The 25,927-nt window shown below is 72.9% G+C and carries 2 protein-coding genes (1 of these 2 running past the window's edge); one reads left to right on the top strand and one right to left on the bottom strand.

Annotation, left to right across the window (positions count from 1 at the left end):
• Positions 1-253, bottom strand: a 253-nt coding sequence (locus G406_RS58380; RefSeq protein ID WP_211241190.1) for a hypothetical protein, incomplete at its 3' end; no start/stop codon positions are given.
• Positions 254-304: 51 nt separating this feature from the next.
• Between G406_RS58380 and G406_RS47830 the strand changes: the two genes are divergently transcribed.
• A protein-coding gene (locus tag G406_RS47830; RefSeq protein WP_211241189.1) for a preprotein translocase subunit SecA crosses the window boundary here: on the top strand, positions 305-25,927 show its 5' portion. The gene runs 14,097 nt beyond the window's last position; only the first 25,623 of its 39,720 coding nucleotides appear in the window; the start codon lies at positions 305-307; its stop codon lies beyond the right edge, outside the window.

The following is a 25,927-nucleotide window of genomic DNA, read 5'->3' as shown; positions in this document are numbered from 1 at the left end:
CCAGAAGCTGCTCACACTGGTCGGCGGCAACACCGGAACCAACGGCCAGACCCCACAGCGACCCGCGCCGAACCTGAGCGACGCGTACGACCGCTTCACCGACCTCGCCACCGGCATCGTCCGCGACATCGCCGGCAAGAAGACCGCCACCAAGGTCGGCCACGCACTCGACGAACTGTCCGACCAGCTCAGCAAGGCCCTCACCCAGAACAGCAAGCCGTCCGCGAACCAGTCCGGGCAGACCGGACAGCAACGCCCGGCGGCCGACCTCGGCCAGGCCATCGGCGCGCTCACCGACGACTTCGTGCGGAACCTGCTGAAGGTCGTCGGCGCCGGTCAGGCCCCGCAGCGGCCCAGCGCGGGCGACGCACTCGGCCACTTCGTCGACGTCGCCTCCGGCCTCGTGTCCCAGACCGCAGGCAAGAAGGCAGGCCAGCAGACCCAGCAGGCGCTGAGCTCACTGTTCGACCAGCTCCTCGCCGGCGGGAACGACGGCCGGTCCGGTGATCGTGACGTCCGGCGGGCGAGCGTCGGCGGGCACTCCGGCCGGTCGGTCGGGGACGAGGCCGGGAGCTTCGTGTCCGATCTGCTGGAGTCGCTGGGGATCGGCAAGGCGGCCGCTGGCAAGGCCCACGGTGGCCAGGCCGGCGGGTCGGCGTCGCGGGGCAAGGATCTCGGCGACTCGATCAGCGAGCTGACCGACGACTTCGTGACCGAGCTGCTGCGCGACCTCGGCCTCAGCGGCCGCACCTCCGGCGGCTCGGCCGGAAGCCAGACCGGGAACAGCCAGACCGGAGGCGGCGGCCAGCACCAGGGCGGGCGGCCCGCGTCGCTGGACGACGTCGAGCAGCTGCTCGGCGGCGTCACCGATCTCGTGTCCGGCCTGGTGACCCTCACCGCCGGCAAGCAGGCGGGCGCGCAGGCCCGCCAGGTGTTGACCGCCGCCGCGCGGGACGTCCTCGACGCGCTGGCCGCCGGCAACCAGGCCGGCGACGGCGCGGGCGCCGGTCAGGGCGGCGGCCAGAACGGGCAGGCCGGCGGTCAGGACACCGGTTGGGCGTTGAACGAGCAGGGCCAGTTCGCCGGCACCCCGTGCGAGGGCGACGTCGAGTGTGCGCTGGCCGAGGGCAACCCACAGGCCCGCCAGCCGGACTCGCTGGCCAACCGGGGTCCCCCTGAGCTGCTCGCCGACCCCAGTTCCTCCACCGGATACCCCACCTACGAGCAGACCACCGCGCAGGCACTGGACAGCCGGCTCGCGGTGATCAAGGGCCAGCAGAGCCTCGACGCCGCCAAGGCCCAGCTGGACGCAGGCACACTCGCGCAGGCCGACTACGACAAGCAGGTCGCCGCCCAGCAGGCGTTGCAGACCAAGGCCGACCAGTCCGCCGCGCTCCTGGACCCGTACGACTCCCAGCTGCTCGGCGACGTGGTCACCGGCCAGCAGAACCTCGGCACCGCGAAGTCGCAGCTGGCCGAGGCCAAGACGAAGCTGGACGCCGGAACGCTGTCCCAGTCCGACTACGACGAGCAGGCGCGCGCCTACGACGAGCAGCGCGACACCGTCTACGGCCAGACCGCGCAGCTGCGCTACGCCGCCGGGTACGGAAGTGTCGACCGGGCCGACCCGGGACGCGACGGCGCGGGCGCCGCCTGCTCGAACAGTGGCGCGTTCGCCGAGTGCTCCACCGCCGCGGTCGACCCGAACACCGGCCGCGTGACCCGGGACCAGAGCTTCTGCCTCCTTGGCGTCTCCGGCTGCTCCAGCTCGTCGGAAGCGGGTGACCGCACCGCGAGCGCCTTCTGCGACCCGGCCAAGGGCTGCGGCACCACCGCCAAGGCCGGTGAGACCACCGCGGCCACCACGTGCGGTGCCGGCGAGTGCTACACCTCGACCAGCGCCGACTCGCGCGGCGCCGGTACCGCGTGCCAGGCCAGGAACGGCTGCACGGAGAACGGCTCGACCCCCACCGAGGCCGACGCCACCGATCTCGCGGCCGGCAAGAAGGACGGGGTCTCCGAGACCAGCGGCACCTGCACGAAGGACTGCGCCCTCGCCGGCTTCGCCACCAGGGCCGACGCCGGCTCGGACTGCAACACCCGCACCGGAACCTGCGACACGACCTCCACCGGCCGCCGCGCCACCGAGACCGCGCCGACGGGAGAGCCGACGGGAGAGCCGACCGGTGACACGACCCAGCTCGCCGCGCGGACCACCACCGAGAAGAGCAAGGACAACGGCGAGGCGACCAGCACGGCACACTGCCAGGCCACGACCGTCGGCTGCGATTCCACCACCACCGTGAAGGCCGGCGTCGACCCCGAGACGGGACGCCGCGGCTGGCTGGTCGAGCTGCTGTTCGGCAAGGACCAGAGCACCGGCCAGAGCGCGCCCGCCGCCGAGGCCGTCGTACGGTGCGCACCGGGCGCCACCGGCTGCACGGGCAACGCGGAGACCACCGTCGCCGGCCGCAGCGAGAAGACCACGACCACTCCCGAAATCCCGGCGGTGGCCGCGGACGCGACGACGGGGCGAGTCGCCACCGCGGCCACCCCGGCCTCCACCAGCACCGACGCGACCGGCCACTCCGGTGCCTCCGGCTGCACCGTCGGCGGCGGCAGCTGCACCTCGTCCACCGGCCAGGGCGACGGGCAGGACGCCCTGTCCTACGCCTCGGTCGACTGCGCCGACGGCACCGCCTGCACCGGTCAGGGCCGCACCACCAGCCTCGCCGAGGTCAGCGCGACCGTCGACGGTAGGACCGCGGTCCGCAAGACCGACGCCAACCACGTGTGCGACGCCACGGGCACCGGCGGTGGCTGCGCGACCGACTCGTCCTCCTCGGCGAGCAACTCGGGCACCGGCCACCAGCCGGTCGCCTCCGCCACCGGACAGCCGACCGAACAGCCGCAGCTGGGCGCCGGGATGCACGCGCACAGCAGGAGCACCGCCGCGCTCGAGTGCCGCGCCGCCGACTGCGCGGGCACCTCGACCGGCGCCACCTCCGGTGAGGCGAGCGGCGACGTCACCGGGGTGCGCTCCAGCACCGGAACCGCCCGCTGTGAAGCCCATGGCGTCGGCGGTGACTGCGGCGCGGTCAGCGAGACCGACATCGCGCACCGCGACGGCACGCCGGCCACCGCCACCACCGGCCCCGACGGCATGCCGGTCCTCGGCGCGGACGGCACGCCGGTCATGACCCCCGCCACGCCGGGCGGTCCGGTCGTGGTCAGCAACGCCGACGCCCAGGTGCGCTGCACCGACTCGGCCGAGTGCGGCGGCAAGGCCCACACCGAGACCTCCGCGCTGGACACCGCGATCTCGAAGGACCGGCGCGGCTCGTCGACCACCTCGGACTGCACCGTGAAGGGCGGCGGTTGCCTCGGGCAGGCCAGCTCGGACGCCTCCACCACCACCGACTACCTGAGGCTGGACCCGAAGACCGGCACGCCGCTGCCCGGCCAGCCTGCCAGCGGGCCGACCTCCACCTCGCGCGCCGCCGCGAGCGTCGACTGCCGGGGCCCCGAGTGCTCCGGTACCGCGCACACCGCCTCGGCCGCCTTCGACGGCGCCGTGGACGGCGGGAAGCCCCGCACCTCCGAGGGCACCGTCGGATGCGCGGCGGGCTCCGCCACCTGCCAGGTCCAGACCCTGTCGAACGCCTCGACCGGCTCCGGCGCCGCACTCGCCTACGCGGGCGACGACCACGCCGTGAACGGCGCCCGGCTGCCTGCCGGACCGTCGGCCGCCTCCACCATCGGCGGCAAGATGACCTCCCACACCGGCGGTGGCGGCCTGACCGGCACGGTCGTCGCCACCGATCCCTCGGTCTCGGCCGACCCGCGCGGCAACCGCGCCGAGAGCTCCTGCTCCGGCACCACCGGCGGAACCTGCACCGCGGTCGTCAACGGCGGCGCCTCCTCCGGGCCGGACGCCAACACGATCAAGCCCATGGTCACCGACCAGCCGACCAGCAACGCCACCAGCAGCACCACCCAGGTCGGCGCGGAGCCGAGCCAGGACAGCGGCAAGAGCACGACCGCGGCGCAGGGCGGCAAGAACTCCTCCGGCCAGCCCGGCCAGGCCCCCGACCAGCCGGCCACCGCCCCCGGCAGCTCCGCGACGTCCGGCGGACCGACCGTCGCCGGCGCCTCCAGCTGGACCACCTCGTGGGCCGCGCTCAACTGCGCGAGCGGCGCCGAAGCATGCAAGGGCAGCCCGCGCAGCTCGGCCACCGGCCTGAACGGCCCGGACAACCAGAACGGCGGCGCCAGCAACCGAGGCCCCCCGGCGACCGCTACCGGAACCACCACCAGCACGTGCGACAGCACCGGCGCCGCCTGCCAGGCCATCTCCAGCGCGAGCGCCGGATCCGGCCAAGTCGTCGCCGACGTCATCACCCAACGCAACACCGACACCGCCGAGCAGGCGAGCGAGCAGGCCACCCAGGCCCGCAAGGCCGCCGACGAGGCCACCGCTCTGGCCGCCGCCCCTGGCGCGACCGACGAGCAGAAGAAGAAGGCCGCCGAGGCCACCAAGACCGCGGACGAAGCAGCCACGAGCGCCGCCGCGATCACCGAGGCCGCCGCGAAGCCGGTCGACCCGAAGACCGTCCCCGCCGTCTGGTCCGAGTCGAATGCCACCGCCGAGTGCGCGGGCTCCGCCGACGGCGGCCGCTGCACCGCGAGCACCACCGGCGACACCGCCGGACTCCCCGGTACCTCACACACCGACTCCACCTGCACCGCGGGCGCGTCGGGCTGCGCGGTCACGAGTACCGCGACCGTCACCCTGGCCGGCGACTCCGGCCAGCCGAGGACCGGTAAGGACGGAAAGCCCACCGGCGAGCGGATCCCGGGCGTCGCGGGCAACGGTGAGACCAGCTCGACCGCCGTGTGCCCGGACGCCGGGTGCACCGCGAAGGTCACCGGCACCGCCAAGGCCGACGCGGCCCGCGACGGCTACCGCAGCACCAGCACCGGCGAAGGCTCCACCACCTGCGACGGTTCCGGACCCTGCCGGACCGGCGTCCGGGCCAGCAGCGCCGTCTCACTCTCCGCGCCGGACGCCGCACAGCAGGAACGGTTCGCCACCACATCCGCGACCGTGACCGCCAGCTGCGACAACGGCACCGACGCCGGCTGCCCGGTCAAGGCCTCCAGCAAGACCGACGTGATCAGCCCGAAGGGCGCACACGCGAGCGCCACCGCCGGCTGCGACAGCAAGATCGGCTGCATCGCCGCCACCGGCGGCACGGCCACCCCGGACACCGCCCAGACGACCTTCCAGTGCGGCGGCGGCGAAGGGTGCACCGGCCGCGCCGAGGGCCAGGCCAAGGCGGGGGCCGCCACGTCGCACGCGCTGAGCGACTGCTCGGCGGTCAAGGGCGGCCAGTGCGCCGGGTCGGTCCAGGTCGGCGCCGACTCCGACGGCAGCGCGATGGCCGCCGCAACCTGCCAGTCCACCCCCGGTTCGAGGTGCACCTTCGACGCCTCCGCCGACGCCTCGGCCGCGGACAAGCGGTCGGGCGCGTGGGCGAAGGCGAACGCACACGGCTCGGAGACCAACGAGACCGGCGGCGGCTCGGTCATGGTCCACGCCTCGGCGATCGCCAAGGGCGCCGACGCCCAGGCCGCCGCCGGCTGCACCGGCGCGAAGAACTGCACCGACCACTACTCGGCGCACGCCGAGGCGCACGACCGCATGACCCAGACCGCCAACGCGAAGCAGCCGGACATGCCCAGCGGCCACTGGGACGCCGACGGCTCGGGAACCTGCTCGGGCTCGGGCAAGGGCGGCTGCGGCGTCCACGCGTGGGCGAACGCCGGCCCCGGAGGCAGCGGCGGCGCGAAGTGCACCGGAGACTGCTCGGGCTTCAGGCTGGAGCAGGCGGGCAACTCGTTCACCAAGACCGGCCCTTCCTACAACGAGATCCAGGCGGCGCTGGCCGCGCAGCGGGCGGCCGAGCAGGCGCAGCTGGCGAAGGACGGCACGCACCCGGGCATCCCGGCGGCGGCCGTTGGCAAGGACGGCAAGCCGATCGTGGGCGCCGACGGCAAGCCGCTCATGATCGATCAGGTCCCGATCGGAGATGTGGCCGCGTACGCGGGCAACGACGACCAGGGCCGCCCGGTGACCCGGATCAAGGAGCCCGGTAAGGCCCCGACCCCCGCGACCCCGTGCACCCAGGCGTGCCGGGTGGCCAACGGCGACAACTCCATCTCGGCCAGCTGGGACCCGAACTCGAAGGCCGAGGGCGGACCGTTCGAGGTCGTCACCCCCACCGCGCCCGGCGCCTCCACGCGCCGCGTCGTCCGCGGCCAGACCAGCGCGCAGATCACCCAGGACGCGCAGGGCAACAACGCGCAGGCCCGGGTCGGCGGCACCGGCTACGTGCACGACGGGCGGACCGGTGAGAGCGTCAAGATCACCGAGACCGGCGGCAAGGACTTCATCAACACGCTGCGCTTCAGCGACCCCAACACGCGCTTCAGCGGCGAGCCGGTCGGCAAGTACGTCTACACCGGGCCGCAGCTGACGCTGCCTGCCGACGCCAAGCCCGGCGCGCCCGGCCACGACACGATGACCTACGACGGCAACAGCAACATGACCAAGTCGAAGTTCATCGGCCGCGGTGACAACGGTGAGCAGGCCTACTTCGACTTCCCCGGCAAGGGCAGGTTCGAAGGCTTCGACGGTGACGTCGTCATCTCCGACGGCAACGGCGCGACCCCCGACGGCACCCGCACCCAGATCACCACCCGGGGCGCCAAGGGCGAGAGCGCCATCTACTCCATCCAGGGCGGCCAGACCGGTGAGGTCCGGTTCAAGGAGGGCTACACGATCCGCCAGGGCGACGACTGGCAGGTCAAGAAGCTCTCCCTCCAGGAAGCCTTCGCCGCGGGCATCTACCGCGGCCCACTGCCCATCGCCAACCCCTCGCAGGCGGAGATGCTCGAGTACGCGGTGCCGTTGGAGCAGCGCTCGCTCACCATCAAGGGCTCGAAGGACAACGGCCTCACCGTCGTCACGCCGGACGCCGAGGGCAAGGGCGGCACGGTCGACTGCCGAGGCCAGTGCACCCCGACCCGCCCGGCCGGCCAGAAGCCGACCGCGCCGTGCGCGCAGTGCGAGATGCACCTCGACCTGCCCACCGGCACCGGCCCGAACGCGCAGGGCTCCTCGCGGGTCGTCAACCTCACCTCCGACAAGCCCCTCGAGCTGACCGACCCGCAGGGCAACACCGGCATCTGCACCGGTGAGCGCTGCGAGCTGGTCCAGCGCAACGGCCAGGGCGGCGGAACCGTCTGCCTGCACGCCGCGGGCTGCGACCTGAAGAACAGCCTGGGGCAGACCCAGAAGCTGGACAAGGCCGACAACTGCGGTCCGCGCGGCTGCGGCGCGTACCTGCTCAACCCGATCACCGAGGGCCCGAACGCCGGCCGCAACTCCGGGCGCGGCTGCTGGGGCGGGGTCGGCGGCAGCTGCACCGGAAGCGCCGACGTCAAGGACCTGGGCTGGCGCGGGGACAACAGTGACGGCGCGCTGAACCTGATCACCGACCCCGACATCCGCCGCGCCCCGATGGACACCGAGCTCGACAAGTGGCTGAAGGAGACCGACAAGGAGCGCTTCCTGCGGGACGGGACACTGCCCGGGCTCATCCCGCGCGACGCCCTGGAGGCCATGACGCCGGACCAGCGGCTCGACTACCTGGGCAAGCTGAAGCTGTCGGGGCAGGACAAGGGCCTCGCCATCCTGTCCATCGCCGGCTCCGCCAGCAACGCGCAGTACGACCTGGACCAGACGCTGGCGCTCAAGCCCACGCTGGACGCGGCGAACGCGGCGGCGGCAAAGGGCCAGAGGCTGACCACCGAGCAGCGGGCCGCTGTGGACAAGGTGAACGACCTGGCCGCCGACTTCTCCGCCGCGCGGCGGACGCTGTCCGGCGCCGACTCGGTCGCCGGGCTGCCGGTCATCGACAACCACCGGCCGGTCTCGCAGGGCGAGCAGGACCTCGGCCGCAACCAGCAGATGCAGAACGAGCTGCTGGCGATCGCCAAGCGTAACGACCCGAACGCGACCAGCCCGATGCCCGAGCTCGGCCGGATCGTCGGGGTGCCGAACGGTGTCAGCCCGGACGGCAAGGCGCTCGACGAGCACGGCAACCCGGTCCCCGAGCTCAAGGCGACCAACCCGGACGGCTCGATCAACCCCGCCTACGCCAAGCAGATGGCCGGCAAGATCACGCAGCTCAGCCTCATCCCGAGGCAGAACGCGCTCGACGAGCGCGACGCGGCGCATTCCAAACGGGTCGAGGAGATCCTCTACGAGGGGTCCTACGCCGGCGACGAGGAGCGCCAGGCCCTCGACGCCGAGGGCGAATGGGTCAAGGGCGAGAAGGCCGCGCTGGACACCGCGACCGCCAACATCGCGGCGGTGGCGCCGGAGCTGGCGGCCAAGCCGCAGGCCAACCGCGGGCTGGCCAGGGAGTACGACGCGGTGTTCGCCAAGTACGGCAACTCGGACATGGCGGCGAAGATGTCCGCGATGAACGAGCTGCAGCTCGGCGCCGAGGCCGCGGCGGACGCGTACACGCAGCGCGGCAACGAGCGGATGGCCGGCAAGTTCGGCCGGGTCGCGCAGGTCGCCGGGTTCGGCTACGACACCGCGATGAACGACCCCGGTTCACGCACCGGGGACAACAAGCTCGGCGACACCCGGCTGCCCTCCACCGGCACCCCGGACACCTACTACATGCTGCGCTCCGCGCAGAACTCCGAGGCGTGGAAGAACTTCCACAACGAGTACGACATCTACTGGGACTCGCCCAGCGTCGCGGGCGACAAGTTCCGGGGCGTCAACGCCGCCGACCGACGCGCCGAGTTCGCCGCCGAGGGCACGCCCCAGGCGATGACCGACTCGCTGTTCGGTGTCGGTACCGCGCTGCCGAGGAACCTCGACCAGCTGCGCCGCGAGATCATCCCGGACGTCGGCGGGTACGGCAAGGCCGAGGACGTCGCCAAGAAGGCCATGGAGATCGCCGGGGACAACGGCAACATCTACCGGCGCGGCATGGTCGTGCGCGACCACGAGACCGGCCAGCTGCGCTGGATCCAGGTGTACGTCGCGGAGAACCCGAACGGCACGAGCAAGGTCGTCGACTCCAACGCCGACGAGTACGACAGCTGGAACAAGCTCCGCGAGCGCAACGAGCTGCTGCGCGACGACGACGACCTCATCGGCGCGACCAACCTGACGTCCACCAAGGGGCACGTGGAGCTGGGCATGGACGCCGGCAAGTACACCCCGGTGTACAAGCAGGTGATCAACTGGGGTTCCAACATCGTCGGCGCGGGCATGCTGCTGTTCCCACCGACCACCGGGGCCGGCTTCGTGCTCCTCACCGCCAACGGGCTCTACCAGGCGGGCGACAACCTCGTCGGCAGGTACAACGCGGGCCAGAGCATCAACCCGTTCGACAACACCACCGCGTTCATGGACTGGGCCACGATCGGCATGAGCGCGTTCGGGCTCGGCAACCTGGCGCGGACCAGCCGGGTGCTGATGGGCATGGGCCGGGTCGCCAACTGGGGCTTCGGCGGCATGTTCGGGGCGCAGATTTACCAGCTCGGCCAGGACGCCGGGCACATGGGGCCGAGGGCATGGTTCAACCGCGCGGGCGATCTGCTCACCGGAGGCCTGGTCTGGGGAGCAGGGATCCGGACGGCCCGCGTATCCAACCAGCAGTTCGAGGCCGCGTTCTCGAACGGCCACATCAACATGGGCGCCGCGCGCGAGGGCGCTGCCCTGCCGGACAACTCCGGCCAGACCAGCAGCACCACCACGCAGCCGGTCGGTTCGGACGCCCCGCTTGGCGCGGACCGCAACTGCGCGTGCGAGGCGGAGACCCGCGCCGACTCCGGTGACGCGGGCGCGGTCGACCTGAGCACCGTGCCGCCCGCGGACCGGACCACGCAGACCACCGACGTCGTGCAGCAGCACCTGGAGAACAAGTACAACGGCCACACCGAGGAGACCACCGCCGCGCAGCTGAACCAGCGCCTGGCCGACGAGACCGGCGACACCAGCGGCTTCGTGTGGACCGAGGGCGCGGACGGCGCCGCGCACGTGATCTTCTTCGAGAAGAAGGGCGGGGTCACCCGCTACTTCGACGGGCCCACCGAGCTGCCCTCGGCGCCGTCGAACACCACGCACGTCATGTTCCGCGGCTCCGGCACGGAGACGGGCGGGGCCCCGGTCCAGGTGTCCAGCCGCCTGTCCGAGCACGTCGGCGCCAGGACCGACGAGCCCGGCTCGCGTCCCGGCGAGGACGGCACGCCGGGTGCGGGTAAGCAGAACACCGACGGCGAGGCCCGCACCGGCGGTGAGCAGGGCGACGAGGCCCGCACCGGCGGCAGGACCACCGGCGAGCCCGCCGGTGCGCGCGGCGCCACGGACCGTTCGGCCGACCCCGAGTCCGGCCGGCCGGGCCACACCTCGGGTGGGCGGGGCGCGGTCGGCACCGGCGGCGCGGTGGCGGGTGCCGGGCAGGCCTCCGCGGCCGGCACCCAGGCCTCGACCGGATCGAGCTCCACCACCGTCGGCGCCGGACAGGGCGGCTCCCCCGGCCAGGCGGGCAGGCCCGGCACTCCGGCCGAGCCGGTCACCCTGCGCGGCGACGGCCCCGCGACCCGGCCCGGGGTCGCTCCGGCCGCCGCGGCGTCCGTCGGTGACGGCACAGCGGGCGGCACCGGCTCCGGAACGGCCGGCGGACCGAGCGCCGGCGGGCAGGCCGTCGGTGGCGGGCAGGGTGTCGGTGGCGGGCAGGGCGCTCGCGGCACCGACGCCGGTGGCGCCACGAACGCAGGCCAGACGAACTCTCGGGCCGACACCGGCCAGCAGACCGCCGGCCAGGAGCGCCCGACCGTCAGCCAGCCCTCGGACGCCGCCCCCGTGTCCGCCGTCGACGGCGGACCCGGGCAGTCCGCGACCGGGGCCACCGGGCCGCAGGCGAGCGGCCGGGCCGGTGGCGAGCACAGCACGGTGGGCAACCGGCCGGAGCCGGGCAACGAGCCGGGCGGCAACGGACTCCCGCCCGCGCAGAGCGCGGGTACCAGCGGCGGCGGTGGCCCGGCGGGCAACGGCGGCCAGCACGGAACGGCCACCCTGCCGCACGACGGCGCCGACCCGGCCACCGCCGCCACGAACGGCGAGAACACCGGCGGGCACACCCCGCCGCTCGACCCGAACGCGAACAGCAACCAGTACGGCATCCCGCCCCCTGGCCACGACACCACCTCACACACCGATCCGACCGGCACCACGCGGGAGGCGACGAACGACGCTCACCGGACCCAGCCCGTCGACGCAGGAAAGAAGGCAGACCATGTAACCGGCGACACCACGTCCCACGGTGCGGAGGCACCTGTCCGCTCGCCGGAGGTACTGGCGGCGGAGTACACGAAGCTGCACGACGACGTGACGTCCGGAAGACGGTCGCTGACCGACGTCCGGCCGGAAGCGGTCGAGCTGTACCTCGAGGCCAAGCGGATCGCCGACCCCGAGTTCAGCAAGGCCCACGACCACCAGCTGGAAGCGCTGATCAGGGCGCGGCTGGGAGTCGAGGGCGGACGGACCTCGCTCGGAGTCAAGATCCGGGGCATCATCCTGGAGCTGCGCACCGGCGGCGGCAAGACACTGGTCCAGGAAGCACTCGGATCGTGGCTGGCGCTGGAGGGCAAGGGCGTCCACGTGGTCGCCCACGACGCGGTGAAGGCGCGGCAGCTGTACGAGGGGCTGCGGTCCGTACAGCGGGTCTTCGGCAGGCAGGTGGGTCACGCGGCCCAGGGCATGACCCATCCGGAGCTGCGCGCGGCGCACGACGCGTGGATCACCGTCGGTGAGAAGACCATCTTCGAGCACAGCTACCTGTACGACCGGCACGCACGGACCGGCGAGAAGATCCAGCGCGAGCTGCGCTGGTACGTGGTCGACGAGGCCGACGACGTACTGAACCACCAGGCGCTGAACCCGAGCGTCATCGCCGAGACCGGCCCTGGCAAGGGCCAGCACGACAGGCACGACATCAAGAACGCGGTCGAGACCGCACGCGGGCTGAGCGAGAACGGTGGCTACACCCTCTCCGACAGCGGCAAGGTGCGGTTGACCAGCGAGGGCAAGCAGGCGCTGAGCGACCTGACCCGCAAGGAACGCGGGCTGGTCATGGACGTGCTGCGGACCGCCGCGAAGCACACCCTCAACCGGGACCACGTCCTGGACGACGCGGTCGTGCTGCTGTCGGAGGCCACCGGCCGGTCGAACCGGCACCTGCGGTTCAACGGTGACGCCCACCGGATCATGGAGGAGCTCTACGGCCTCCCGGTCCACGAGCCGCAGCACATCATCGGCGCGACCACGACCGCCAAGTACGTCAACAGGTACACCGGCGGCGTCATCGGCCTGACCGGCACCGCCAAGGCCGATGAGGGCCTGTTCTGGGAGATGTACCGGCTGAAGGTCGAGACGATCGACGTCGACGGCGCGAAGACACCCACCTCGACCGGCCGCACCATCCACCCGACGCAGAAGCAGGCGGACGAGGCGATCGTCGCCGACGCGCTGGAGCGCGCGGGGAACGGCCAGCCGGTGCTCGTCGGGACCAAGACGATCCCGCACTCCGAGGAGCTGGCAGGCAAGATCGCCGAGGGCGGCGTCGAGCCGGGAGTCGTCAACGGACTGCCGAAGCGCGAGGCCACAGAGGAAGGCACTGTCGCCTCGGCGGGCCGGAAGGGCGCGGTCACCGTCGCCACCCGAGCCGGTGGCCGGGCGACCGACGTGAAGGCCGGTGGTGACCGGGAGAAGGTGGGCCAGAGCAAGGACGAGCACGAGACCGCCGAGCAGGAGGTCGCGGACGCGGGCGGCGTGCATGTCACGTCGGGCGCGAAGGGCGAGAGCCCCAGCCAGGACACCCAGCTGTTCGGCCGGACCGCGCGCAACGGCAGGGACGGCACCACCCGCGAGGAGCTGTCGCTCGAGGACGAGCTGCTGACCCAGTACGCGCCGAAGAAGGAACTCGCCGCGCTGAAGAAGGAGGTCGAGGGCAAGGACGCGCTCACCCCCGAGCAGCACGAGAGGGCCGAGGAGCTGTTCGACGCCGCGCAGCGCAACGCGGAGAAGGCGAACCGGGCGAAGCACCGGCAGGTCGACCGCAACTACCAGAACGCGGACGCGGTCGCGGTCGCCACCGCGCAGCACCCGGGCAAGACCGGGCGAGCAGGCAAGGGCACCCGGTCGGCGGAGGCGAGGACGCAGACCGCGCGGGAGAACGACGCGGTCACCGCCCATGACCAGGCCACCGAGCGGGCGCACGAGGCCCGCGCCGCGTACTTCAGCGCGTTGGCCGCCGCGCGGCGCGACCCGGGCGACCCGCTCGCCGTCGCCGCGCTCGCCAGGGCCGCGACCCAGCTGCACGACGCGGTCGGGCACCAGCAACGGACCGTCGCCGCCTACCGGGAGCTGCTCGCGGACAACCACACCCGGTGGACCACCCGTGAACACGACGGGACGGCGACCGAGTCGACGCGGGACGCCGACCCCGCGCAGGACAGCGGCTCCGTCGACCCGCTGCCCCGGCCGTCCACCAGCTCGAACCCGACCGTGCCCGCGCCGCTGGCCGGCATCTCGATCGAGGCGCTCGACCAGGCGATCGAGCTGATCCGGGCCGGCGACCACCGGGCCGCCGCCGACACGCTCACCTCGCTCGCGGCCGGCGCCCCGGTCCACGGTCCGGACGGGCAGCCGTGGGCGGTCGGCGAGCACGCCGCGACCACGGCGGCGCTCACCGTCCAGCTGCTCAACCGTATCGCGCGTCTCACCCCGGCGGGCACCGCGATGGAGCTGCGCCACCTCGACGTCACGCTGACCGCGCTGCGGACCCTGGTCGAGACGCTGCCCTCCGACTCCCGGGTCACGATCTCGGCCCGTGACGCGCTGACCTGGCTGGCCGGGCTGACCGAGCAGGCCAGGAAGCTGACCGAGCGGGCCGACGCGCTGGAGCGCGCGGCGAACCTCGGCGAGCGGGACGGCAGCATCACGCCGGCCTTCGCCCAGCGGATGCGCGACATCGCCGACGGTCTCCGCGCCCGGGCCCAGGACGTGCTCGGCCGGGCGACGGAGCTGACCTGGCCGGCAGGCGCCCGCCCGAGCGAGGGCCCGGGCGGAAACCGTCCGGCCGACGACGGCCCGGGCGAGAACGGTCCTGGCGAGAGCACCCCGACCGGGGCGCGCCGGATCCTGGGCGTCCCGACGACCGTCCTGCGCCGCATCGGGTGGTTCGGCTCGGCGGCGCTGTTGCTGGCCGGCGGCCTGGGCGGCGGATTCGGCGGCGGGGTGGCCCCTGGCTGGTGGACACCGCTCCTCCTGACCGGTGGCGCGACGATCGGCGTGGTCGCGGCGGCGCTGGCCACAGCGCTGTGGAAGCTCGCGCCGTCCCGGGGCCCGCCGCCCGCCTGGCTCACCCTGGGCCTGTCCTTCACGGCACTCGTGGTGGTCCACCAGCTCGGTGTCCACAGCCTGCCCGCGCTTCTGGTGCTGGCGGCGGGTGTCGCACTCGTCATGCCGCTGCTGCCTCGGCTGCTCACGGCCAAGGCGATTCGGGCCACGCTCGTGGCCGGCGCTCTCATGGCGATCCTCGCGGTGCCGACCGCGACGACCGTCGGTCAGCTCACGTCGAGCAGCGGCGCGACCACGATCAGCGCCACCCAGCAGGCGACCGCGACGCGCGTCGTCGCCGAGGTGGCCCCTCAGGTCTCGCCGGTGAAGCCCACCCAGGCGCGAATCCGCTACGGCGACGAGTTCGACGACCTCGCTCACCGGTTGGGAGTGACACCGGACGAGCTGGCGGCGGTGAACCCCCAGGTGCACGACCGAGGCCGGATCTTCGCCGGTAGGTACCTGAACCTGCCCCCGTCGTGGAACGGCACGTTCGCGCTGGACTCGACCCTGTGGGCGGTGGCGGACCGCTTCGGCGTCACCGACGCCGAGGGCGGCAACGGCTGGCGGCTGGTCGAGGAATGGAACGCGGACACGATCGCCGGTCGGGCGCCGACCGAGCTGCCGAGCGGGCTACGGCTCACCGCGGTGGCCCCGGCACCTCCGGTCGTGGTGACGCCGCCGCCGGTCGTGGTGGCACCGCCACCAGTGGTGGTGGCACCGCCGGCGCAGGCAGGCACCGACTGGGGTCTGGTGCTGGACTGGGGTGGCGCACTTCTCGGGGCGGTCGCCGCGTTCCTCGGCTGGCGGCACCGCCAGGCGATCGGTTCCTGGTTCGGCACGGTCCTCGGCCGGCTCTTCGGTGGTGCCGGATCCGATGACTTCGGCGGGCTGCCGGCCACGCCGCCGTCGCTCGGAGCGCGGGTTCTGACGGTGGTCGGCGCCGGCGCCTCGGCCGCGCTGGCGGTCTTCGGCGACAGCCCGGTGACGGCGATCGCCGGTGCGCTGCTCGCGGCGGCGATCGTGGTGGCGGCGCTGCGGTCGGTGTGGTCACCGATCCGAATCCGGGCGCCGACCTGGATCACGACACCCGCTCGCACGGTCGGCACCTGGCTGGCCGGTGGAATCGGGCCGCTGAGGGCCGTCGCGGTCTGGATTCGCGGGTCGTCCGGGATCGGCACCGTGCTCACGGCGGGCTCGGTCGCTCTCGCGTTCGTCTTCGGACCGGTCACCGGCGTCGCCGGGCTGATCGCGTTCGCGGTGCGTGCCGGCGTCAACTGGGTCAGGGCGCGGTTCTCCAACCTGCCGCCGTGGCTGAACACGGCACTCACCGTGCTGCTCGTGGCGACCTGGGTCACGAACCTGGCCATCCACCTGCCGATGGCGATCATGGCGCCGGACGCGCTGACCACGGTGGTCAACGGCCTGTTCGCCGCCGCCGACGTCCTGTTCCTGATCGGCCTCGCCCCGCAGACCAACCGCGGCACCCGGGCGGCCGGGCATCTGGCGTTCCCGACGATCACCCTGGCCGCCGGGTTGCTGGGTGTGCAGCTCGCGTTCGTCACCGGTCCGTGGATCGCGGCGATCCCGATCGCCACGTTGACCTTCGCGTTCGCCTACCTGACCCAGAACAAGCTGGCCGCCACCCGTCTCGGGGCGAGGGTCGCGGCCACCCGCCTCGGCGGGCCGCTGCTGACCACGTGGACCTGGTGGACCGGTACCCGGGTGCTGAGGTTCGTGCCGATCCCCGGTCCGGCGGTCACCTCGTGGCTGTCGCTGGGCGGCTACGGGTTGCTGCGGCTGTGGACCGAGCACCTCACGGCCGCGGTCCCGACGACGATCGGGCTGGTCGCCACCGCGATCGGGCTGTGGGCGATCAACCGTCGCGGCCCCAACCCGCCGGGCGGGCCGCTGGGCAGCGCGGGCCAACACGTCCTGGGCGCGCTGACCTGGCTGGTCAGCCGTACCGGCCTGTCGTCGCTGGGCACCGCCGCCGGGCTCGTCGGGTCCTACCTGCTGATCGACTCGCACCCGCTGCCCGGCTGGGGCGGCATGGTCGTCTTCGCCGTGCGCGGGCTGCTCAACTGGATCCCGGTCAGCCCCTGGTTCGCTACCAGCCACCTGTTCGCACCCCGCCCCGACGGCACACAGAGCATTCCGATGCGGATCGTCAACACGCTGCGCCCGATCACCCAGCTGGTCAACATCGACCTACTGGTGCTCGGCCTGCTGCCGCTCGCGTTCTGGAGCATCGACTACCAGGTCAACCTGATGTTCGTCATCGCAAACGCAGGCTTCGTCATCATCGGAGTCCCCGCCGCGATCGCCGCCTGGAACGGCAAGAAAAACCCCGCCGAAGCCTCGACGGTCTGGGCGCACGTCGTGCGGTGGACGACCATCGTCGCGTTCGCCGCAGTGATCGTGTCGATCCCACTCATGGGCATCCAGCTCACCGAGCCCTCCTACCACCTCGAACCCACCCAGTTCCTACTGATCTGGAGCACCTACCTCGGCTGGATGGGCGAGTCGGTCTTCGAGATCTGGCAAGACCTCACCGCCAAGCGCGCCGCGAAGAAGGGCACCGCGCACGCCGTGCCGACGACCCAGAAACGGTTCTGGGCCAAGGCCTCAGCGGTCTCCCTGATCATCTACGGCATCGTCTACGTGCTCGGCAACGTCCCGGTCCTGATCGGCACGAGCAGTGCGCTGGTCAGCACGACCGCGTTGCTGATGTGGGTCATCAACCGCAACGCCCCCCCGGCCACCCGCGTCACCCCGCGCACCCTCTGGACCGCGCTGGCCAGCCCGATCGGCCGCACCACGATCGGCGTCGTCGTGGCGGCCACGGCCGTCGCGGCCGTCATCGCCAACGGGCCGGTCCCGGTGGTCGCCGGGCTGATCGCGTTCGCGGTGCGCGGCACGGCCAACCTGCTCACCTACTTGTTCCCGAACCTGCCGGACTGGGTCAAGGCCGTGCTCGCCGCGGTCGTGGCGCTGTCCTGGCTGGTCAACCTGACCATCCACCTGCCGGCCGCATTCGTCACCGGCGGTCTCCCGGCCCTGATCAACGGGCTGTTCGCGGCCGCCGACGTCCTGTTCCTCATGGCAGCGCCGCCCGCTGCGTTCCTGCGGCTGGTCAATGCGCACGTCCCGGACAACCAGGCCACCCGATGGGCCGGCTGGCTGGCGTTCCCGACCATCACCCTCGCCGCGGGGCTGCTCGGTGTGCAGCTCGCCGTCCTCACCGGACCGTGGGTCGCCGCGATCCCGATCGCCACCCTCACCGTCGCCTTCACCTACCTCACCCAGGGCAGGCTCGCCGCCACCCCGGCGGGCGCCCGGATCATGAACGGTTGGACCTGGTGGTCCTCGGGCTTCCTGCCCGGCGCGTTCGTCACCGCGAACGTCTCCCTCGGCGGTTACGGGCTGCTGCGGCTGTGGAGTGAGCACCCGGCCGCGGCGGTCCCCACCACGCTCGCGCTGGTCGCCACCGCGATCGGGGTGTGGGCGATCAACGCCAGAGGACCCGGTGGCTGGGGTCGCGCCGCGATGGCGGCCTCCGGGCTGATGCTGACGGTCTTCTCCGCGATCGCCGGGCCGCTGTTCAGCTGGGTGCTGCCGTTGGCCTCGACCATGGCCATGACGATCCGGGGCAACATCGGGATCCTGCGGGTGCTGCCCGGTGACTGGTCCCAGCGCATCGCCGACCGGACACCGCTGCACCTGATGTTGCTGGGCGCGCACACCCTCACGCTGATCACGAGCGTGCACGCGAACATCCCGGCCGGGGACATGCCGGGCTGGGTGTTCTGGGAGTCGCTGGCCTTCGCCGCGTCGCACATCGGGTTCGTGACCGCGAACAAGCTCCCCCGGCTCGTCGCCTCCGACCGCGACAGCCTGGACCCGCATCACCGCTCACGGCTGCGACGCTGGGCACGGTTCGCGGCGCTGGCGCTGTTCGACGCCGGGCACTGGTCGTGGCTGACCCGTCTGGCCATCGACCCCGGCCACGGCGGATCGGGCTACCTGCGGGCGGCGCTGGACGGCGACTGGCTCAAGGGCACGATCCTGGTCACCGTCGCCTCGATGGCGGTCGCCATCGGCTACCAGGTGTGGCACGCCTTCCACACCGAGATCCGCGACGACCCGGCGCACACCAACCCGATCCCCAGGTTGACCGGGTGGTTCGACGACGGAGCCATGATCATCGCCTCCACCGGGCTGATGTGGCTGGTCAACCCCACCGCCGCGATCGTGCTCGGCGGCGTCCTGGTGGTCGCCAACCTGGTCATCTTCTGGTCGATCCAACGGCATGGCCCGCCGGGGTCGTGGGCGGCGCTGAAGGCGCGGGCCGCCTCGCTGCCCTCCCCCGCGATCCGCCGGTGGGCGAACGGCACGGGCCTGTCGCTGCGGATCGCGTTCCTGACCAGCTCCGGGCTCGCGATGGCGACGCTGATGAGCGGCCTGTACACGGCGCGGGCGCTGGCGAAGGGTGTGGCGCTGCCCGACGGCGTGCTGTTCAACGTCACGTTCGCCGGTTTCCTCGTCGGGTTCTTCGTGGTGGCGACGCTGTTCAGCTACCTGTCGCGGCGCGCGCTGTTCGTGGCGACCCTGCTGGCCGCCGGAGTGGGCTACCTGCTGTTCGCGGCACCGTTCGGGGTGGTCGGTGCACTCGCCGGAGCGTTCGTCCTTGGCCTGACCGCGACCGGGTTCGGCAAGGTCATCGCCAGGGTGGGCGAGTGGATCGCGCACACCACCGCGCTGCGCAGGGCACACGGCAAGGTCGTCTTCACCTCGACGCTGATCGGCCTGATGGTCCTCGGCGTGACCATCACGGTGCCGGCGCTGGTGAACATCCAGGTCGCGCTGCTGGCCGCCGGTGGCCTGGCGGCGGCGGGGCTGTTCACCGCCGGGGTGACCGTGGTCGCGGCCGCCGGCATGTGGCTGACCACCCCGTCGGAGACCCAGCAGCGGCGCAAGCCGACCGGGAGCCGGCTCACCGGCCCGATGTCGATGCTGCGTGACCGGTTCGTCCTCAAGATCGCCGGGATCTCCCTGCTGGTCCAGGCGACGATCTCGGTGTTCGACGCGTTCTGGGAGCTGGCGCTGGGGCCGGCGGCCGGGCACGGCGCGGAGCACTTCTTCACCAGCTACGGCCTCGTCGCCGGTGGCGTGGTGGTGCTGCTGATCTTCCTGGTCGCGGACCTGACCAAGCACTTCAGGGGCGACACCGGCAAGGGTGACTTCCTGCAGCGCTACCCGAAGGCGTTTGTGCTCGGGATGGCGGCGCTGACCGCGTTCAGCGGCGTGTTCACCTGGCTCAGCCACCTGCTGGGCGACACGAGCGTCGGGATCGTGGTGCAGGGCACCCTGGGTGAGGCCGCGTCGACCGGTCTGAGCATCGGCACGACCTCGGTGCTGGCCGCGTACTTCGCGGCGCGGGGTGAGTCGGAACGCTACGACCTCGCCGACACCGCGAACAGCCTGGCCGGTGCGGTCGGCAAGTTCGTCGCCCCGCTGGTGGCGACGCTGACCTGGGCGCTGGCCCAGTGGACGGCGCTGGCCCCGCAGATCGCGCTCACCTCCGTCGCGACCCTGGCCCTGGCCGTCACGCTGGTCGCCACCCGGGACGGCCTGCGTGGAGCGCTCGCCGCGCTGCGTGCCCGGCTCTCGGCCCGGGGGTCGATGACCCGGGTCGGCCAGGTCGTGCTGGTGGCCGCTCTGGCCGGCGCCGGCTACGGCGTGCTCGCGTCCACACTGCCGATGCCGGTCAGGGCGGCCGCGGTCCTCGTGCTCGCGGTGCTCGCCTGGGTGATCATCGGCCGGGGTCCGCCGCCCGGTGGTGGCGTTGCCGGTACGCCGACGCCAGGTCCCGGCCCCGCACCGTCGTCGTGGTTGTCGCGGTGGTCCGGACCGGTGACGGGCCTGGTGTCCGCCGGAGTCATCGTGCTCGGTGGCGCGTTGACCGGTGTGGCGCCCACCGCGATCGGTGCCGCGGCGGCGGTACTGGCCGCGACCCTCGCCAGCAGGCTGTGGCGGGGCTCCGGCCAGTGGATGCGCCAGGCCGCGACGGTTCTGCTCGGGGTGGCGGTCGCCGCTGTCGCGGTGGTCCACCTCACCGGGATCGGCTACCTGTCCCCCACCCTCACGGTCAGCGAGTACGTGGCGGCCCCTGGCGGCGAGGCGCTGCTCGCGGTGGGGATGCTGGCCATGGCGGGCGCCGTCGAGCTGGTGGCGCGGCTGTTCGACCACACCCGGATCGGCAACGCGGCGACGTTGCGGGTGCTGCTGCGGATCGCCTCGGCCGCGCTGGTGCTGCTGGCGGCGTTCCCGACCACGCCAGCCGAGGTCCCCGCTGATGTGGCGGCGCTGGTGCACCGGCTCGCCGCCGGGGTGCTGTTCGTCGCGTTGCCGTGGGCGGTCGCCTGGCTGACCACCGCGCTCCCCCAGGAACGCCTGCTGCGGGTCACGGCGTGGGTCTTCATCAGCACCGCTGCCCTGACGGTGGTCGTCGCGCTGCTGCCGCTGGGCGGGCTGTTGTCGCTCGGGGTGATCGAGCGGGTCTCGCTGGCCGCCGCCGTGATCGTCCTGGCCGTGGCCGTGTGGGTGCCGAACACGTCCGGCCTCGGCCCGGCCGGCGGGCAGTGGCTGCGTTCGGTGGCGGACACGGTCCGGCAGGCGAAGGGTTTCCGGCTGGCCGCGGCGCTGGCCACCGGGGCGGGTGTGCTGGCGTCGACCGCTGACGCGGTAGGCCTCGGCGGGACGCTGTTCGGCACGCCGTGGTGGCACTGGGCCGTGGCGCTCGGGTCCATCGGTGGCGGGGTGTTCGGCGTGCGGGCGTGGCTCGCGCACCGAACCGGGCACGGCCACGGCCACGGCCACGGCCACGGACATGGGCACGGCCATGGGCACGGCCAGCACGCGTCGCGGAACCTCCGGTGGAAGGTCGAGGCGACGGTCGTCGTGGCCGCCACGTTCGTCGGGCTGTTGGGCACCGCGGCGATCGAGTGGCTGCTGTCGGTGTGGTGGAACGCCGACAGCGGGGTGATCGCCGGGGACATCTGGCACAACATCGGCGACGCGGTGACCGCGATCCCGATGATCGTGACGATCTGGATCGCCACCGCGAAGGCCGACCGGGTGGCCAGCCGCATCATCGAGGCAGCGATGTTCGCCTCCGGGGTGTGGGTGCTGTGGGAGGCGATCCACGCCTTCGGCGACCCGGCCGAGGTGAACCTGGTCCGGACGCTCGCGGTGATCGGCACGGCGCTGGTGCCGACGTTGATCGGTCAGGGCATCGCGATGATCCGCGCCTTCTACGGCAGGAAGCTGAACTACGACACCCTGCTGGACGAGGCCAACCACGCCCGAACCGACGTCGCGGTCAGCGTCGGGGTGATGGTCCAGGCCGCGATCGGGCTCGGCGTCCTGTCGTTGAGTGCTCTGACCAGCGGCGCACTGGCCCACGGGATCGCCACGGTGGCGGTCTACATCGACCCGGTCGTGACGCTCGGGGTCGTCTACTACATCTGGGTCCACGTCAAGGAGATCCACGACAGACTGGCCGGCCCGGTCACCGAGCTGCGTGAGGCCGTCGCCGGGTCGGCCGGCACCGAACAGGCGGTGATCGACGCGGTCGTCGAGGCCGGCGTCGTCGACGGTCTCTCGATCCGGCTCATCGCCAGGATCACCGGCCTGAGCAGGGCACGGGTCCACCAGATTCTCACCGAGCACCGCGCGGGCGGCGCGCCGGATGGGCAGAACGTGCCGGGTGAGCAGCACCCGGCGCCGGTCACCACCTCGTCGGTGACCACCCAGGACCCGTCCGGCGGCGGCTCGGCCGGGACCTCCGTGGTCCGTGACCGCGGTCCGCCGGCGGTGCTGCGCATCGCGATCCGGGTGGCGATCGTCGGACTGCTCGTCGTGGCCGGGCTGCTGCTGACCGCCGCCGTCGCGTCCGCCGCCCCGGGCTCGGCGGGTTCCTCGGCGTGGTCTCCCCTCACGGTCGCCGCGGCGGGCACGGCCGCCGCGGTGGCGGTCGCGCTGCTGGTCCGGGTGGTCGGGTTCGCGCGAACTCTCGAGTGGGTGCGCAGCCGGACCGGGCTCGTGGTGCTCACCGGTCTGGCCCTGCTGGGCGCCGGCGTCCGGCTCGTGTCGGCGTTGCCGATGCCGACGGTCGCGGGGCTGGTGTCGTTCGCGGTCCGGGGCGCGGTGCTGGTGCTGCGCAACTCGCCGTGGTCGTCGAAGTGGGTGCTGCCGAAGTGGGTGGACCGGGGCCTGCACGGTCTGGTCGCGCTGTCCTGGCTGGTGAACCTGTCGATCCACCTGCCAGCCATCGGCTCCTCGACCGGGCTCGGCGTCGTGGTGAACGCGCTGTTCACGGCGGCGGACCTGTTGTTCCTGGTCTCCGCGGTGCCGACGGCGACGAACGCGCTGTTCGGCGTGCTGCCGACGGTGGCGACCAGCAGGCCGGTGGTGCTGCTGACCCGGTTCGCGGCGTTCCCGGTGATCACCTCAGCGGTCGGGGTGCTCATCGCGCAGCTGGTCATCACCGGAGCGATCGCGGGGATCGCGCCGCTGGCGGTGCTGTTCGCCGGGTTCGGCTACCTGACCGTGCGCAACATCGCTACCGAGCTGACGTGGGCACAGCCGCTACGCGCCGAACTGGCCAAGGCCGCGACCACCCTGGCCGGGGTGGGGCTGTCCGGTTACGGGCTGCTGCAGCTGTGGCTGGGTCAGGACACCGCCGCGGTGGTCGCCTCGGCGGTCATCGCCGCGGCCGGGCTGCTGCTCTGGTCGATCAACCGGCGCGGACCGCCGAACGCGAAGACCCAGCTGACGGCGCTGCTGTCCGAGCTGACCACCGCCTACAACACCTACCAGGACGTGCTCACCCAGTGGGGACCCGACCGTGACCGGGCACTCGTCGAGGCCCGCGTCCGGTTCACCCGGGCACTCACCGATGCCCGGACCACGCTCCTCGATCTCTCGGCGCAGCGCACAACCGCTCTCGGCACCCGCCCGAACCGGGTTCCCCGCATCACCCGCGCCGAGCGTGCACTGCGCGCCGAAGTCCTGCGCCACATCGACGACGACGTCAACCCGGCGGGCCCCGACCGTCCCGGTCCCGCCGCGATGTTCCCGGCCGTACTCGGGATCGACCTGTCCGGTTCCTCTCCGCTGCTGGTCGCGGCCGTGGCCGCCGCGACGCTGCTGATCGTCGCCTGGCGGCTCGGCCGGCTGCCCCGTCTCACCGCTGTCCCACGCGGCCGGGCCATCTCCCGGACCGCGCTGTCCCCACTGGTCGTCGCACTCGCGCGGCCATTCGTCGCAGTTCAGTTCGCACTCACAGGAGGAATGTCATGGGTGGATCGCGATCACACGGAGCGCCGGTCTTCAGGGAGCCGGGGCAGGACCGGGACAGCACCGTCCCGGGCTGCGCACTCCCCGGCTGCTCCCAGCCGGTTCCGGATGTCCCCGGCAGGGAGGAACAGGTCAGGTACTGCGGCAGGGAACACCGCAAGGCCGCATACGCACTCCGCAGGCAGGCCCGCTACGACGGTCACCGGGCCGAGTGACGGCTCCGTCGCCGGGACCCAGGGCGGGCCGGGCGTCCCCGGTGCGTTGTCGGAGCACCGGCTGGGTCCGGACGAGGACACCGCGGTGCGGCGGATGATCGCGTTCGCGCTCGCCGGCGGCCTGCTGGCGGAGCTGGCCGAGGACCAGCGCGACAGCCTCGGGCTCGACGACCCACGCCTGCGGCTGCTGCCGGCAGCGTTGCTGGATCGCCTCGCGCGCGGAGAGTTCGGCGCGCCGGTGGAGGGGCTCGTGCTCTACACCTGGCTGGGCGACACCACGGTGATCGGCGTCGCCGAGCCTGCGTTGGACGAGGCCCATACGTTGCTGGACCTCGCCCAGATGAGCGGCGCCGACGAACTGGCCGGGCAGGTCCGGCGGTTCTGGGCCGAGGCGTTCGACTACGAGCTCACCCACCGCATCGGCGGCGCACCGGGCCAGGAGGAGGCCAGGAAGCAGCTGGTCAGGACACTGGACGAGCTTCGGTCGGAGCGCGCACGGGTGCTGGCCGAGATGGTGTGGCCGGATCTCGACACCCGGACCGAGGCCGGTGAACGGCTGGACCTGCCCGGCAGGCTCGCCGGGCAGGAGCTGGACGGACGAGTCGCGGCGTTGCTGTGGACCTGGCTGGCGCACGACCGTGCACTGCCCGACGCACCCGGCCCGTTCGCCGGCTCGCGGTGGGCGGCGATGGCGCTGGCGTTGCCCGAGATTCGGGAGCGCGACCTCGCCGATCTGCTCGCGGTCGCCGTGCAGCTACGCGACAGCGCACCGAGACGGCTGCCGTCGCTCCTGGCCGGGGTGACCCGGCGCATGGACGAGGCGCGGGCGCTGGCGACCAGGATCGACGCGCTACTCACCGAGCTGGCCGGCCCGGGGGCGGCGTTCCTGGAGCTGCTGCGCGACGAGGCCCACCTGCGCGCGGGCCGGTGGGAGACGCTGGACGACGCGGTGCGCCGTCCCGCCGACCCGACGACCCGCGACTCCTCGGCGGTCGTCGTCGCACTGGCCAGGGCGGAGGTCCTTCTCGGCGAACTCGGACGGGCCGCGCTGACCGACACGGCGCGGGCCGGGTTCCTCGAGCTCGCCGCGCTGCTGGCCGTCGCCGAGCGGCTGCTGGCGGGCGGGCAGGGCCACGATCCGATGCACGAGCTGGACCTCGACCAGCTCCGTGCCTCGATGAGCAGGGTGTACCGGCGGCTGGACCCGGACTCCGGGCTGCCTCTCGCCGACCGGGTCGCCGCGCTGCTGCGCGTGGCGCCGGGCAACGCCGCACCGATGGATCAGCTGGGTCGGCTGTTCGGCGAACGGGTCCGCGACGTGCTGGCCGCCGTCGAGAGCGACAAGGAGAACCGGTTCCTGGCCCACGACGGCGCGGTGCACCTCACCGAGCTGACCTGGCGGGAGGACACCGACACCCGGCTGACCCGCCTGACCCACCGGCTCGATTCGGCGCACGGTCGGCCGCTCGACGAGGCGACCGACGGCGAGCGGCTCACCGCGACGGTCGAGGCGCTGGAGGTGCTCGACCTGCTCGGCGAGCTGGAGGCAGAGCTTCTCGGCGACAGGGACATCGATGACGTCGGCGAGGACGAGCCGTGGCGCTTCGGGATCGAGCGGCTGGAGGCCAGGGCGTACGGGCTGTTCTGGCGGGTGGATCAGACGGCGGCGTGGTCGCTGGCCGCCCGCATCAGCTACCTGCTGGAGCTGCGCTCGGGCCGGCCGATCAAGCTGACCTGGCTGCTCGGTTTGCTCGACGCGTATGGCGACGACGACGCCGTGCTCAACGCCGTGGCGTACTCGCGCAGGTTCGTGCTGAGTGTCGACCCGGACGAGGCACTGTTGCGGACCGATGCG

It is taken from the genome of Actinospineispora spinosispora DSM 44797 (assembly GCF_000429025.1).
Lineage (GTDB): Bacteria > Actinomycetota > Actinomycetes > Mycobacteriales > Pseudonocardiaceae > Pseudonocardia > Pseudonocardia spinosispora.
This window is presented reverse-complemented; position numbering and strand designations above follow the sequence as displayed.